This is a genomic window from Paenarthrobacter sp. 22069, from assembly GCF_052046035.1.
Classification (GTDB): Bacteria; Actinomycetota; Actinomycetes; order Actinomycetales; family Micrococcaceae; genus Arthrobacter.
Genome location: NZ_JBQEQF010000005.1, coordinates 41,260 through 55,528, shown reverse-complemented (window position 1 = coordinate 55,528; position 14,269 = coordinate 41,260). Strand labels below are relative to the sequence as shown.

The 14,269-nt window shown below is 68.0% G+C and carries 13 protein-coding genes; 9 read left to right on the top strand and 4 right to left on the bottom strand.

Going from position 1 to position 14,269, the window contains the following annotated elements; genetic code table 11:
* Positions 1-38: 38 nt before the first annotated feature.
* A complete protein-coding gene (locus ACTJK0_RS05325; RefSeq protein WP_110541964.1) occupies positions 39-1,331 on the top strand; it encodes an ammonium transporter in 1,293 nt (430 codons plus the stop codon).
* 290 nt (positions 1,332-1,621) lie between these two features.
* Here the strand turns inward: ACTJK0_RS05325 and ACTJK0_RS05320 are convergent, their stop codons facing one another.
* Positions 1,622-5,098: a DEAD/DEAH box helicase gene (locus tag ACTJK0_RS05320; RefSeq protein ID WP_440744517.1), complete on the bottom strand. Its 3,477-nt coding sequence runs from the start codon at positions 5,096-5,098 to the stop codon at positions 1,622-1,624.
* A gap of 251 nt (positions 5,099-5,349) precedes the next feature.
* Between ACTJK0_RS05320 and ACTJK0_RS05315 the strand changes: the two genes are divergently transcribed.
* From ACTJK0_RS05315 to ACTJK0_RS05300, 4 genes are all read left to right on the top strand, one after another.
* The gene (locus tag ACTJK0_RS05315; protein ID WP_110541963.1) at positions 5,350-6,195 is read left to right on the top strand and encodes a DMP19 family protein; all 846 of its coding nucleotides are present in this window, start codon (positions 5,350-5,352) and stop codon (positions 6,193-6,195) included.
* Between the two features lie 229 nt (positions 6,196-6,424).
* Entirely contained in the window at positions 6,425-7,123 is a 699-nt protein-coding gene (locus tag ACTJK0_RS05310; RefSeq protein ID WP_440744516.1) for a protein tyrosine phosphatase, read from the top strand.
* A 171-nt stretch (positions 7,124-7,294) separates the two neighbouring features.
* Positions 7,295-7,873: an RNA polymerase sigma factor gene (locus ACTJK0_RS05305; RefSeq protein ID WP_440744615.1), complete on the top strand. Its 579-nt coding sequence runs from the start codon at positions 7,295-7,297 to the stop codon at positions 7,871-7,873.
* Positions 7,866-8,630 carry a hypothetical protein gene (locus ACTJK0_RS05300; RefSeq protein WP_440744515.1) on the top strand — a complete coding sequence of 255 codons (765 nt, stop codon included), beginning with the start codon at positions 7,866-7,868 and terminating at the stop codon, positions 8,628-8,630. Before ACTJK0_RS05305 ends, ACTJK0_RS05300 begins: the two co-directional genes overlap by 8 nt.
* Positions 8,631-8,636: 6 nt before the next feature.
* Here the strand turns inward: ACTJK0_RS05300 and ACTJK0_RS05295 are convergent, their stop codons facing one another.
* Complete coding sequence (locus tag ACTJK0_RS05295) at positions 8,637-9,206, bottom strand: COG4315 family predicted lipoprotein (protein ID WP_440744514.1); 570 nt, start codon at positions 9,204-9,206, stop codon at positions 8,637-8,639.
* A 265-nt stretch (positions 9,207-9,471) separates the two neighbouring features.
* On the opposite strand from ACTJK0_RS05295, the gene ACTJK0_RS05290 reads away from it, so the two are divergent.
* Together ACTJK0_RS05290 and ACTJK0_RS05285 are read left to right on the top strand one after the other, a co-directional pair.
* The gene (locus tag ACTJK0_RS05290; RefSeq protein WP_110541958.1) at positions 9,472-9,972 is read left to right on the top strand and encodes a sigma-70 family RNA polymerase sigma factor; all 501 of its coding nucleotides are present in this window, start codon (positions 9,472-9,474) and stop codon (positions 9,970-9,972) included.
* On the top strand, positions 9,969-10,625 hold the full coding sequence (locus ACTJK0_RS05285) for a zf-HC2 domain-containing protein (RefSeq protein ID WP_110541957.1): 657 nt from the start codon (positions 9,969-9,971) through the stop codon (positions 10,623-10,625). Before ACTJK0_RS05290 ends, ACTJK0_RS05285 begins: the two co-directional genes overlap by 4 nt.
* Here the strand turns inward: ACTJK0_RS05285 and ACTJK0_RS05280 are convergent.
* Both ACTJK0_RS05280 and ACTJK0_RS05275 read right to left on the bottom strand, forming a co-directional pair.
* Positions 10,622-11,113, bottom strand: coding sequence for an SRPBCC family protein (locus ACTJK0_RS05280; RefSeq protein ID WP_110541956.1), 492 nt, complete (start codon positions 11,111-11,113; stop codon positions 10,622-10,624). The two genes, ACTJK0_RS05285 and ACTJK0_RS05280, sit on opposite strands and share 4 nt — an antisense overlap.
* 27 nt (positions 11,114-11,140) lie before the next feature.
* Positions 11,141-11,959, bottom strand: a complete 819-nt coding sequence (locus tag ACTJK0_RS05275; protein WP_110542157.1) for a DUF1206 domain-containing protein — start codon at positions 11,957-11,959, stop codon at positions 11,141-11,143.
* 267 nt (positions 11,960-12,226) lie between these two features.
* Between ACTJK0_RS05275 and ACTJK0_RS05270 the strand changes: the two genes are divergently transcribed.
* Positions 12,227-13,804 carry a hypothetical protein gene (locus ACTJK0_RS05270; protein WP_440744513.1) on the top strand — a complete coding sequence of 526 codons (1,578 nt, stop codon included), beginning with the start codon at positions 12,227-12,229 and terminating at the stop codon, positions 13,802-13,804.
* Between the two features lie 5 nt (positions 13,805-13,809).
* A complete protein-coding gene (locus ACTJK0_RS05265) occupies positions 13,810-14,256 on the top strand; it encodes a hypothetical protein (RefSeq protein ID WP_110541954.1) in 447 nt (148 codons plus the stop codon).
* Positions 14,257-14,269: the final 13 nt, after the last annotated feature.

The following is a 14,269-nucleotide window of genomic DNA, read 5'->3' as shown; positions in this document are numbered from 1 at the left end:
ACGACCGTTCTCTCTTCGCATCACGAAAGGGGTTTCCCATGGATTCGGGAAATGTCGCTTGGATTTTGGCCAGCTCGGCGCTGGTTTGCATGATGATTCCCGCCCTGGCCCTGTTTTACGGGGGCATGGTGGGGTCGCGCCGCATCCTGAACATGATGATGATGTGCTTCGGCGGCGCCAGCCTGGTGGCCGTCCTGTGGGCACTGTTCGGATACTCGATGGCCTTCGGCAACTCCGTGGGCGGCCTGGGACTGATCGGTGACGTCACCGAATTCCCCGGCATGGGCCAGATGCTGGCCAAGGATGATTCTGCGTCCATCCCGGTCATCCTGTTCGCCGCGTTCCAGCTGTTCTTCGCCTGTGTCACCACAGCGCTGGTTGCCGGTGCTGCCGCCGGGCGCATGAAGTTCGGCGCCTGGATGCTGTTCGCGGGCATCTGGGCCACCATCGTCTACTTCCCCATCGCGCACTGGGTCTTCGCCTTCGACTCGGCGGACGGCAGCACGGTGGGCGGCTGGATCGCCAACGGCATCAAGGCGATCGACTTCGCTGGCGGCACCGCGGTGCACATGAATGCCGGCGCCGCCGCCCTGGCCCTCGCGCTCGTCCTGGGCAAGAGCTCGGGCTGGCCCAAGATGGAACACACCAAGCCGCACAGCCGTCCGCTGGTACTCGTGGGCGCAGGCCTGCTGTGGGTGGGCTGGTTCGGCTTCAACGCCGGATCGGCACTCTCCGCCGGCCAGTCGGCGTCGGTGGTCTTCCTGAACACCGCCGTGGCCGCCTCCGCCGGCCTGCTTGCCTGGGCCCTCGTGGAGCGGGTCCGCCACGGCGCAGCCACCAGCATGGGCGCCGCGTCCGGCCTGATCTCGGCGCTCGTCGCCATCACCCCGGCCTGTGGCGCCGTCAGCCCGCTGGGAGCCGTCGCCATCGGCGCGATCGCCGGGGCCGTCTGCTCCCTTGCCATCGAACTGAAGTTCCGGCTCGGCTTCGATGACTCGCTCGACGTCGTCGGCGTCCACCTGGTGGGTGGCATCCTGGGCACCCTGCTGATCGGCCTCTTCGCCACGGACGCCGCACCCAACGGGGTCAGCGGCCTGTTCTACGGCGGCGGTTTCGAACTCCTGGGCGTGCAGGCACTGGCCACCATAACGGTCCTGGTCTACTCCTTCGGCGTCACCTGGGTCCTGGCCAAGGTCCTGGACAAGGCCATGGGGGGCCTCCGCATCAAGCCGGAGGACGAGCTCCGCGGCATCGACCTTGCAGCGCACTCCGAGCTGGCATACCTGACGGACGAGGATCCGGTGGAGCTGGGCTCGCCGCAGCGGGTTTAGTCCGCACCGTCCAGTACAAGCTGCCGGGCGCCCGCCTGCTGGGGGCGGCGCCCGGTGCACCATTTTCGTGCGAAGGCACGCGGCCCAGTGCACGAGTCAGGGCCAAACCTTGGACCGGTGCCGGCAACAGCCGGCTTATAGTTCCAGGGTTTGGCCCTTCGTGATGCCCGCCCCGGTAATTGGCGCCCAGTGTTCAGTGCACAGCAGGATCCCGTCACGCACTTCCAGCACCGCCGCCCGGACGTGGCTGAGCCGGTTGCGTGGATCCAGCCAACACTGCCCGGCGCGCGCTACTCCTTGAACAGCCCTGCCAGGTCTTCCGCGGTGATGGCGCCGCCGGCCAGGGCGTCGCCCTCCATCACGTCCGCGAACAGCTGCGACTTGCGGGTCTTCAGGGCCATGACCTTTTCCTCGATGGTGTCCTTGGCCACCAGACGGTACACCATGACGTTCCGGGCCTGGCCGATCCGGTGCGTCCGGTCCACGGCCTGGGCTTCGGAGGCCGGGTTCCACCAGGGGTCCAGCAGGAACACGTAGTCGGCCTCGGTGAGGTTGAGCCCAAAGCCGCCGGCCTTCAGCGATATCAGGAACACCGGCGCGCTGCCGTTCTTGAATTCGCTGACCACGTCCGCACGGTTCCGGGTGCCGCCGTCGAGGTAGCAGTACTCGATCTCCTCCTCGTCCAGCCGCTCCCGCACCTTCCCCAGGAAACCGGTGAACTGGCTGAAGATCAGTGCCCGGTGCCCCTCGGCCACCAGGTCCTCAAGCTGTTCGAACAGGACGTCCAGCTTGCTTGAGCGCACGGCCGAAAGCGCCGGGTCCACCAGGGATACGTCCAGGCTGAGCTGCCGCAGCAGGGTCAGGGACTGGAAAATGGTGAACCGGTTCTTGTTCACGTCCTCGATCAATCCAAGGATCTTTTGCCGCTCGCGCTGCAGGTGCGTTTGGTACACCTTCTGGTGGCGCGGATTCAGCACCACTTCCAGGATCTGTTCCTGCTTCGGCGGCAGGTCCTTGATGACCTGGTCCTTGGTGCGCCGCATCATCAGCGGACGGACCCGGCGCCGCAGCTTTTCCAGCTGCCCCTTGTCGCCGTTCTTCTCAACCGGCTTCTGGTAATACTCCGCGAAGCGCTTGGGGCTGGCGAACAGACCCGGCGCCACGATCGAGGTCAACGCCCAGAACTCCATCAGGTTGTTTTCCAGCGGCGTGCCCGTGATGGCCAGCTTGAACCCGGCCGGCAGCTTGCGGGCGCACTGGTATGCCTTGGACTGGTGATTCTTCACGAACTGCGCCTCATCCAGCACCAGCCCGGACCAGGTGCGGGAGGCGTAGGACTCGTAGTCGATGCGGAACAGGGCGTAGGAAGTGATCACCAGGTCCGCGCCCGCCAGGGTTTCCGGGTCCTGGCCGCTCTTGGCAAAGGTCTCGCCGACCGTGCGTACGGTGAGGCCAGGCGCAAACCGCGCGGCTTCGGCTGCCCAGTTGCCCACCACGCTGGTGGGCGCCACCACCAGGAAGGGCGCGACGGCGGCGGGCTGGGTTTCAGGGTCCCAGGCAGCACCGTCGTCGGACGTCGCGAGGGACGCAGCCGCCTCAACAGCCAGCTCCTTCGCTGCGCACATCAGGGCCAGCGCCTGGACGGTCTTGCCGAGGCCCATGTCGTCGGCCAGGATCCCTCCCAGCCCGTGCTTGTAGAGGAAGCTGAGCCAGTTGTAGCCCTCCAGCTGGTACGGGCGCAGTTCGGCGTTGAGCGACGCGGGGAACGGCAGGCCGTCGGTGCCCCCCTCCAGCAGCCCGCCCACGGCGGACCGCCAGGCCGCAGCCTGTTCGTCCACGATTCCCAGCTGGGCCAGTTCGTCCCAGAGCCCCGCCTGGAACCGGCTGATCTGCAGGGGCGCATCCTTGTTGTCCTGCAGCGACCGGGCTTCCTCGATCAGGGCCCGCAGCTGGTGCAGTTCCGGCAGGTCGAGCGAGAAGTAGGCCCCGCTGGGCAGCAGCATCTTCGTCTGTCCGGCGGCGAGGGCGGAGAACACCGCGGCGAAGGAAACCGGCTGGCCCTCCAGCGAAATCTGGATGCCCAGGTCGAACCAGTCCCGCTGTTCGGTGGCCTTGGTGGAGATGGACACCACCGGGGCTTCCTCCGCTTCGCGGTAGTCCGCGATGTCACCCACCGTCTCCACGTCCACGTCCGGGGCTTCCCGCAGCCGGGGCAGCACTTCCTCGGTGAAGGCCAGCGTGTCCAGGCCGGTCAGCTCGGCGGAAGCCGCCAGCCGGGGAGTGCCCCAGCCGCCCGTCGCGGACTCGCCCAGGACGGGTACCACGTCCCACGGGCGGCCGATGCCTTCCAGGACGCGCGCCTCGGCAGTGTCGTCGCGGTACCCGTGGTCGCCCGGATGGCGCCACAGCGGCTGGGCCGTGACGAGCTTGCCGGTCTTGTAGTGCCATTCCCAGTGGAGCCGCACCCGGTGGTCTGCCCCGTAATTGGCCAGCAGGGACAGGGTGGGGACGGCAAGTTCGGGCAGTTCCACGGACTCGTCCCGGGCCGTGACGCGCGCGGCCTGCTTGAGTTTGGGGTAGAAGCCGGTGAGGAACCGCGACTCATCCCTGGCTGGGATGTGCAGGGTGCTGCCGGCCGTGACGAATGCCAGCAGCTCCTCGCTCAGGCCGTTCTCCAGCGGTGCCAGGGTGATGGTGCCGTTGGGATCGGGAACGCCCGGCAGCGACGCTTCGCCGGATGTGAAGAAGAGGCCATGCGCGGGTCTGCCGAGCGTGCCTACCGACGCCGGATCAACCTCTTCCCCCTCAACGGTGATGGTGGGCGCAAGCTCCAGCCCGCCGTCGGACTTCCCGGGACTGCCCGCGTCCGCCGCTGGCGCCGCAGGGTCCTCCACCGGGGTGCCGTAGCGGCTCAGGGAAAGCGCGACGGCGGCAGGGGCCTCCGCGAGCCGGACCGGCTCGGTGCCGCGCGAGTGGACCAGGGCGAGCCCGATCTTCCGGGCATCGGAGAGCAGGCTCCACATGTTCTTCCCGGCGTACGAGTTCAGGCTCAGCCACAGGCCCGCGGAGTTGTGCATCCGGCTGGCGGAGGAGGAATGGCCGGCAAGGAACTCCTGAAGCCAATCGACGTGCGCCTGGTTGGACTCGCGGCGGAAATCCAGGTAGCTCAAGGTGTTCCAGGAGACATCGCCCCGGATCCATTTGCCTTTGGCGCCCATGATGACGGGCCGGACCTTGAGTTGCCGTACTCCGCGGACCGGGTCCCGCCGGCCGGTGTAGGAAAAGTGCGGGGGCGGCTCTTCGATCTCGAACTGCAGGGCCAGCGGGATCCCGCCGCCGGACGTGGCGGCGCCGGGCTGTGAGATCAGCGGGCTGAGGGCCTGCTCCCAGTCGGAGAGGGCCGCCGAGGGCGTGCGGGACATCTGGGTGGAGGTGGAGGGTGCCAGCAGCTGGATCCGGACGGAGGGGCTGTCCTCGGCGGCGAACAGCAGCGCCGCAACATGCTTGCAGTCCTTCCGGACCGGGCAGCTGCACACGCCCACGGTGCAGCTCCAGCCGCCCCCCTTGCGGACCAGCTTGGCCGTGGTGGAGTAGGGAACCTCCGCGCCGCCCCTAACCTTCCCCAGCATGAGCCCGGTACCGCCGTCGAACGATATGCCGGACACCCTGCCCGCCATGGCATACGCCAGCCCCGCCGCCAGGGAGCGGTCGTTGATGGCGGGTGTCTGTATCGCCAGGTCCGCACTTTCGTCCGGTTGGGATGGCATGGTGTGCACTACTTTCGGCAGGCCACGGCGGGGCCGGGTCCGGTGGGTGGTTATCTGATCCATCTTAGTTCGCCCGCCGGCAGGCCTGCGCCGGGCCCCTCCCACCCGGAGCCGCCAGGAACCAACAGACAGGATCTCCGGGAGCCGGGAAAACTTCGCTTGACGTTCATTTTCTGCTCCCCGCCCCGGTGGCCGGGCCGCCATAGCGTGAAACTGTCCGCAGCAGCACCCCTCCAGCACTAAGGAATGCCATGATCACTACCCGCCAGCCCATCGTCCTGACCACCAGCAGCATCGAAGCGAGCGATGAGGAGGCGGTGCAGGCCAACGTCGGGATCGTGGACGCGATGCACACGGCCCTGCTGCATGCCGACGAGATGTCACCCGTTGCGGTGCGCAGCTACTACGTCGACTTCTACCTTGCCCAGGCATTGGAGGGCGGCTTCGCGCAGTACGCCTTCATGACAATGGACCGCGCCGCGACGGACACGCTGATCCGTGAGGGCATGGCGGCGATGGGCGCCGCGGAGCACCTGGACCTGTTCAACCGGTCCGCGGCCTCCTTCGACGGCCTGTCCGGGGAAGACGCCGGCCACTACCTGGACGGCGCCGTGGACGACACCGTGGACACGCCCGACGCCGTCATCCGGATGGAAGAGCTCGACGGCGAGTTCGAAGAGCTGCTGGAGCGCGAGAACATCACGGCGCTCAACGCCGCGTGGCTGCGGGCGCAGGCCGACCTGCTGGTCCTCGACGACGAGGAAGTGGGTCCGTACATCCAACGCCTCGCGGCGGGGATTCCGGACCTCGCCGAACGCCAGGCGAAGGCCGATGCCGAGGCCCTTGAGGACGCTCCGGACTTCGAAGTGGTGATCCGCGAGCTGTGCGGCATCGCCGGGCACACGCTGCTCCGCATCAACATGGGCGATCCGAACTACCTGCACCACGGCGCGAAGACCATCGCGTGGCACTTCAACACGGACAAGGGTGACTTCCTGATGGTCGAAGAAGACGACGAAGCCTTCATGATCAACCCGGAAAACCAGGAGGTCGTGGCAGCCGTGGAGTTCGAGGACGCGGATCTGGCAGAGGTTTAGTCCCAGCGGCAGGGCCAGGAGGCCGCGGCGCAAGCCTCGCAGGCGCTGACGCGGATGGCGGCCTGCGCACTTTCCCGCGGCCTTTGGCTTCCGGGCGCCTGGCATCTTGGAGCCGGAAAAGAATTCCCGGGACGTCCGTAACCTTTCTGCAACCTCAGGCGATGTAGTCCGTGATGGGTCCGCCCGGCGGGCCCGCTTTGATGTTGTTGTCTAGGTTTGGAGAAGTTCTATGTCTGTGTTCACTGTTCTCGCCACCAGCAAGGTTGCCGCCGGAGTCCTGGCCGCAGGAACCCTGGCAGTCGGAGGAACCGGCGCTGCGGCCGTCTCGGGCGTCCTTCCCACCCAGGCCCAGCAGGCCGCCCACGATGTCTTCGGCGCACCGGCCCCCAAGCTGGCCGCCGAAGCAGCAGGCGATGCGCAGGCCACCCCCACCGCCACCGCCAGTGACGCACTGAAGAACGCTGACGCCTCTGCCGACGCCACCGCAGCCGCTTCCGGTACCGCCGCTGCATCTGAGGGCAAGGTTTCCGCCGGCGCCACTGCGTCCGCGGCAGCGGACACCGCGGTTGACGCCGCCGGCCCCGCGGCACTGGGCCTCTGCACCGCCTACACCCACGGCGGCCTGGACGCTTCGTCGAAGGCGTTCTCCTCGCTGTCCATCGCTGCCCAGGGGGAGGGCAACATCGACGCCTACTGCGCCGATGTCGTGGCCAAGGCCGACGCCGCAGCCAAGGCCGGCGCAGAGGCCAAGGGCTCCGCATCCGTCGAGGTTGAAAAGCCCCAGCTCCCGGCCGTTCCGTCCGCTCCCGCCGTGCCCGCCGTCCCGGCTGTCCCGGGTGCCGACGGCGACAAGGCAGTTCCTGCTGTTCCCGCGGTTCCGGCACAGGACGGCAATGCCGTGAACGCACCGTCCGTTTCGGTCCGCTAGGCAAGTTGGCTAGTCTGGACTGCGGCTGTGGCTGCCGCCGCAGTCCAGGCGGCCCTGCGGGTGCATTTTGACCAGCACCCTTTGAAGAGCCGCGAAGAGGCAGCCAAACGACCACGGGGACTTGAAGAGTCCATACCGGAAACCGGGCAAGGGCGTACGCCGGATCCCGGGATGGAGGAGCCGCTGGTGCTGGACACTTTGGCCCAAGAAGAGATCGACATATTCGAGAACGCCGCCGGAACCGATCCGGCGGTGTTGTTCGCTGCTGCCTATCGAACCTTCGCGGGCCCGGTGCAGGGGTACCTCAAGGCGCGCGGTGTGGACGACCCCGAAGCGGTCACCCAGGACGTGTTCATGGCCTTCTACCCCAGGATCGGCACGCTCACCGGCGGCCTGCAGGGCGCGAAGTCGCTGATCTTTTCGATCGCCCACGCCCGCATGGTGGACCACTACCGCCGGTTGGAGCGCAGGCCGCAGCTGACAGCGTACGATCCCCAGCACGATGGCCGGACCACCCCGTCCGCCGAGGACCAGGCCGCGGAACTGACCGGGGGAGCCGCAGCCATGCTGGAAGGGCTCAGCTGTGAACACCAGGAAGTCCTGGCCCTGCGGGTGGTGGCGGACCTGTCCATCGACCAGGTGGCCGCCATCATGGGCAAGAGCGCCGGAGCCATCAAGCAGCTCCAGCGCCGCGCCCTGCAAAACCTCAAGGCACAAACGCTCAAGAGAAACCAGGCAAACCATGAGTGACACCGGAGCATCCCGCCACGACGCGGCAGTTGACCAGCTCCTGCTGGAAGCAGGGATGGACGACGACGCCCAGCTGCGTCACGCCCTGCTTGACCTGCGTGCCCTGGCGGTGGCGGCCCCCGAACCTTCCGCCGATATTGCCGCCCTGATGGCAGGCGCATCCGCTGCCGCGCCGGCGGCCACGGCTGTGCTTCCCGCCGCCTTGCCCACGGAAACCCCAGCCTTGCCCGCAGCCCGGCCGGCTGATGAACTTGCCGCCCGCCGCAGGGCCAAGCGCCGCATCACGCTCACCACGCTGTCCGTGGCAGCATCGCTCGCAGCCGGCGGCGCGGTCGCGGCCGCCTCGGACCAGGGCATCCGCGACTCCTTCACCCAGCTGAACCACGCGGTCACCGCCTTCGTCACCGGTTCCAGCGGAAATTCCTTCCACGACGGCAGCACGCCCGGCCAGCCTGCGCCCCAGCCGGCGGCGCCCACGCCAACTGCTGCCACCAGCCCGGACGCCGCCCCCGCCGCAACCGCCACAGCGCCGGCACCCGCTGCCGTGGCGCCGTCGAACGTTCCCGCGACCGCCGGCACCACCCCCAGCAATGGTGCGGCCGCCCGGAAACCGGCAGCTGTCCCCGCCCAGCCGTCACTGCCGGCAGACGTCCCGGGGGAGATCGGGAAGGGGCTGGAGCAAGAGCCCAAACCGCCCGTCCCGGTACCGACGGAAATTCCGCTCCCCGGCAATGTTCCGGACGTACCCCTCAGGTAAACCCCGCTAGTAACCCGTGCCCGCCGACTTGATCATCGCGCCCGACGGGTCCGCCAGGTACCAGACGCCGCCAACGCCCTGCCCCAGGATGTCGCCCGGCTTGGTGTCCTTGGCGAAGTAGTAGAGGGGCATGCCGTTCAACGTCACCTGCTTCTTGCCGTCAGGGGTGTTGATGGTGCCCAGCGTGCCGGACACGCCCTCCGCCGCCGGTGAAGCGGACGCGGTGGTCAGCGGCGGCCACTGGACCAGGCAGGACCCCGTGCAGGCACTGGTGCCTGAGTCCTTGGTGTCTTTGGTGAAGAAGTAGAGGCTCCTGCCCTTCGCGTCCACCACGATGTTGCCCGCCGACGAGGATGCCGTTTTGAGGTCGACGGCGGCTCCGGCCTGCATCGATGACGTGGAGGCAGCGGAGGGGCTGGCCGACGATGCGCCCGGCGAAGCGGCGCTGGAGGCGCTGCTGGTGGCACCGCCTGCCGGGCTGCTGGCCGCCGGCGTGGTGCCGGTGCTGTTGCCGCAGCCGGAGAGGGATGCCGCCAGGACCAGGATGGCAAGCCCGGGTCCGACATGCTGTTTCATGATGTGCTCCTTTGGCTGGATACTTTTCGGCTGGTTCACGCCAGCGGCCGCCCGCGCCGGATCACGCGGTGCTGACTGCTATGACGTCGCCGGGTGAAGAATGGTTCACAGGAACAGCCGTTTGGTACGGCGCACCTGCGTGATTGAACCGTTTGCTGCGTCCGGACGTGGTAACAGCCGGGAGCACAGCATGGCGGTGCTTGGCGGCGGTCCGGGCCAGACGGTCAGCGCCGGTCAGCGAAGGTCAGCGACGGGAGGGAGTGGCATGCCGCTCGATGAGAACGTGGTGGAGGCCATCTACCGTGAACACGGCACCGCCCTGCGCCGTTTCGTGCTTAGTGCCACCCGGGATCCGCAGCTCGCGGAGGACGTGGTCCAGGAGACCGTGCTCCGCGTCTGGCAGCATGCCCCGGACATCAACGGCAGCTTCCGCAGCTACCTGTACCGCACGGCCAGGAACATCATGATCGACAACTACCGCCGGAGCAGGCGCCGTCCGCCCGAGGCACTGGACGGCAGTCCCCCCGACCCCGTCGAGGTCATGGGCCGCGTTGACGAGCTGCTCAACCGGGTCCTGATGGAAGAGGCCCTGCTGCGGCTGAGCAAGGAACACCGCGACGTGCTGGTGGCCCTGCACTACCGCCGGTTCACCGTGAACGAGGCCGCGGTCCAGCTCAACATCCCCAGCGGTACGGTCAAGTCCCGCGCCTTTTACGCCCTCCGGGCACTGCGGACCATCCTGGACGAGATGGGGGTGGAACGGTGAACACCAACCTGCACCACCTCCTGGGCGCATACGTCCTGGGCGGCCTCGATCCCGCAGACGCCGCCGCTTTCGAGGCGCACCTCCAGGACTGTGGGGCCTGCCGCAAGGAACTGGCCGTGATGGAGAAGGTGCCCATGCTCCTGGATGCCCTCCCTGTCCCCGACGCGGTGGCGCTCACCTCCGTCCCCGGCGGCAGCGGGGAAGCCGGCGCCGGCCTCCCGGCCCGCCTCTTCGACGAACTGAGCCGCCGCCGCCGGATGGTGCGACGGCGGTGGGCGGCGCTGGCAGGCGCCGTCGCGGCCGCATGCCTGGCCGTGGGCCTGGCGGTGGGGCCGCTGCTGGTCAGGCCGCCGCAGCCGGACGCCACCTACTCGGTGGCATCCGGGGGCGGACTGCAGGTGAACATTGACATGGCCCGGAAGACCTGGGGAACCGAGCTCGCGGTAAGCGGCAGCAGCCTGCCGGCGGACGGAACGCTCTCGTTGTGGGTCCGCGACCGCGCCGGCGGCGAAGACCGGGCCTGCGCCTGGACGGCCACCCCCAGCGGCAAGGTCAAGGTCACCGGGGCCACCCCCATCCAGCTGGGCAGTATCTCCAGCGTCGAACTGCGCGACGGCGCCCAGCACCCGGTGGCGGTGATCACCGTTCCCTAGAGGCGTTCCCTGGCGGTAAGGGCCCTGAACTCGGCCACCAGGGACTCGTCCTCGCAGGCGCGGGCGAAGGCCTCGATCCGCCGTTCGATCTCGTAGCCCAGCACCCGGCTGCCGATCCATTCCATAATGGGCCGCAGCAGGGCCGGGCGGCAGGAAAAGGTGTACTTCCACACTGCCCTGGTACCGCCGTCGTGCGCGGTGAAACGCCAGCCGCCGCCAAAGTTCGTGAAGAACCACGGGCCGGCCACCATGGTCATCCCCACATTGCGGGGCGGCACGTAGGAGACGTACTGGCTCACCATGGACAGGCCCAGACGGGACCTGGTGCGCGTGCGGACTCCCTTTCCCGGCGCCGTGGCCCCGTCAAGGAAGCCCTGGGCGGAAATGAAGGGGTCCCACTTGAGCCGGAACGTCCCGGTGGTCTGCGACAACGCGAAGGCAGTCTCCGGATCTATGCGGATGTGGCGTTCGGCGTGAACCTGGGGCATGTCCCCACCTAACCACGCTGCCGGGGGCTACTTGGTCATTTTGGCCAGCCGGGCGCGCATCATCATGTAGGCGCCGTAGCAAACCAGGCCGGCTCCCACCGCAGCGAGCAGATAAGGGCCCATCGGCTGGTCCCGGAGGGCCCGCAGGCCCCCGTCCAGTCCGGTGGAGTCCTCCGGATGCTCCTTGATGGTGGCGATCACGATGAGCAGGCCGGTCAGCAGCAACACCAGGCCCTTAGCCAGGTAGCCTGCCACGCCCAGGGACACCACGGCGGTCCTGGCGGCGCCTGCGGAGGGCATCCGCAGCTGCTTCTCGAAGCTCTTCCGGGGTCCCCGCATGCCGTAGGCCACGCCCGCGACAGCCACGGCCAGGCCGATCACGACCAGCAGCGCCACACCGCCCGGCGCCGCCATCATTGAAACCGTGAAGTCGCTGGTGGCCTTGCGGTTGTCATCGCCGGTGCCGGTGCCCGTGGCGAAGTGCCACAGGGTCAGGGCGAGGACGGCATACACGATCGCCTGCAGGGCCGCCTTGGCCTTGTTCTTGGCCTTGGTCTTGGTGCGCTGGTGGTTGAAATCGAAGATGGCGTCGCCTGCCTGCCACAGCGACAGGGCGGTGCAGGCCGCGAAGCTTCCCCACAGCAGGAACGGCCCCACCGCCGTGGTGGCCAGCTCGGCAACGGCGCCGCTGAAGTCGGCGTGGCCGGTGCCGCCCATGGCAAGGCGGATGGCGATGGCGCCCACCAGGAGGTGCAGGATGCCGCTGACCGCGAACCCGGACCGGGCCAGGATCTCAAGGACGCGTGAATTCGTAACGTCCTCGGCCTTGTCAACGACCTGCTTCAGTTCGTCTTTGATCGTCTTTCCTTTGGCCGGGCGCGGTGGTGCGCTGCTGTGCGTGCCCTTCTTACAGGGCAATCGTCCCACGCCGCCGGGCCCGGGAACAGTTGGCAGTTTAGCGGCTGTCCTTTGACGGTTGACCGGCCCTGCCGGTGGGCGGTGTGGCCTGTGGCCGGACCCGGCGATGGGGANATGCCCATCGCCGGGTCCGGCCGCCTGTGCAACCATAAGGACCAGCGATGACACCTGCCGCACTCATTTCCGGGGGAAACCATGACATTTTACGGCGCCGACATCAGCCAGCTGCGGGCACTGGCCAAGGCGGCTGACCAGGCGGCGGCGCTGCTGAGCAGCCGCGCCGGGTCCCTGCACAGCCAGATCCAGTCCGCGCCGTGGAAGGGCCGGGACGGCGAACGCTTCCGGCAGGAGTGGAGCGCAAGCCACCGCCCCAGCCTGGACAAAGTGGCGGCAAGCCTTCGGGAGAACTCAAGAATCCTGATGCAGCACGCCGATGAGCAGGAAAAGGCCTCCACCGCGGGGACCGGCTCCGGCAGCAGCACCTGGGACCGCCTCACGTCACTGGCTGCCCAGGCCAGGGAGTGGCTCAAGGAAAAGGCCGAGGCCGCCAGGGCGGCGGCGGAACACCGGAAGGAACTTGAAGCCGGGCTGGACCAGATGATTAATGCCAGCCCGGAAGAACAGGCGGCATGGTGGGCCGGCCTGTCCGCCGCCGACCGGGCCTACCTGATCCAGGGTGAAGGCACCGACGGCCCGTTCGCCGAGGACCTTATGCGCATGGACGGCGGCATTCCCGCCTCGGCGCAGCAGCTGGCCAAGCACCACCTGCAGGAACTGGCGCGGGCGGACATCCCGGTCTATTCCGAGACCGGCAAGGCGTCCATTGAGGCACGGGTTGCCTGGGTCCACGGGGGCGCCGAGGTGGGCACCGAGGTGGTGGAGAACGCCGACGGCTCCGCCACCATGAAGGTCTACGGGAACATGGGCCTGGGCGTCAACGACACCACCGGAACCGCGGGGGCCACGCTCACCGGTGAGGTCTCCCGGGAATACACGTTTGGCAGCGTGGAAGAGGCCATGGCCGCCCGCCAACAGATGTACCGCGACCTTCCGCCGGACAGCATCGGCGACATCAGGGATGTTGCCGGCAACCCGCCCGGCTACATCCTGGACACCATCAACGACGCGGCCAAGGACAACGGCTCCACCGGGCAGACGGACAAGGCCAAGGGCACCTTCTCGCTCGACGCATCGGGGGAGTCCGGCACGGCATCCGGCAGCGCGAAGCTCGACCTTGCCTACGAGCGGAACCTCACGGACGGTACCTCCACCGCCAGCGGCGAGGTCTCCGCGCAGGGCAAGCTCAACCTGAACGGCCGGGCCTTCGAAGCCTCCGGAAAGGGCGGCCTGCAGGTCAACCTGGACAAGGGCAACAACATCGACTCGGTGTCCGTCTCGATGGACGGCACCGTGGCCCAGGGCGTTACCTCCGGCGTGAAGTCGGAGACCGCCAAATTCGACTCCACCGTGACCGCAGGCACCCAGGGCACGGTCAAGATCGATGTGGACTACTCCCCGGAGAACCGCCCGGTCATTGACAGCTACCTGCGCAACATCGCCCTGGGCAATGAGGCCGGCGCCGCCCGCGATGCAGCGAGGCTGTACGAGGCGGGCTCCGCCACCATCCAGGTGAACTCCGTGGTGACGGCCACCAACGAGGCAGGGTTCGACGTCAAGGCGGGCGAGGTCAAGGTCTCCACCGAAAACCAGTCCACCACCAACGTGTCCACGTACTATAAAGTCCCCAACGACACAAAGCTCGAGAGGCTCTGAAACCAATGTCAGTGCACATCGAATCCCCGCTGGGCTTCACCGCAGACTTCCCCGAGCACACCCAGGTCCTGGACGATTCCACGGCCGGACCCAACAGCGAGCAGTACGGCCTGCTGGGAGGTGTCCTGGTCACAGTGATCAAGGACGACACCTCCGTGCAGGACGCGCCCCAGGCCACCGGGTGGGCGCACCTGATGGCGGGCTTCTACCTTGAGGACCGCGGTGGGGCCCTCCTGGCGGAGGGCGCATTGAACCTGCCTGGCAAGGATGCCTACGCCGTGGTGGTGGGATACGACGACGACGGCGGCCCGGCGAAGGTGGCAGCCACAGTGGGCGTGTGGGAAAGCGGGCGGTTCATCGGCGTGGTGGTCATCTGGCCTTACCTCAACCCCGAGGCCGAACCCCGGCTGGACATGCTCAGGGAGATCGTCGGTTCGATCAGCGTGGGCTGACCTGGCATACCGT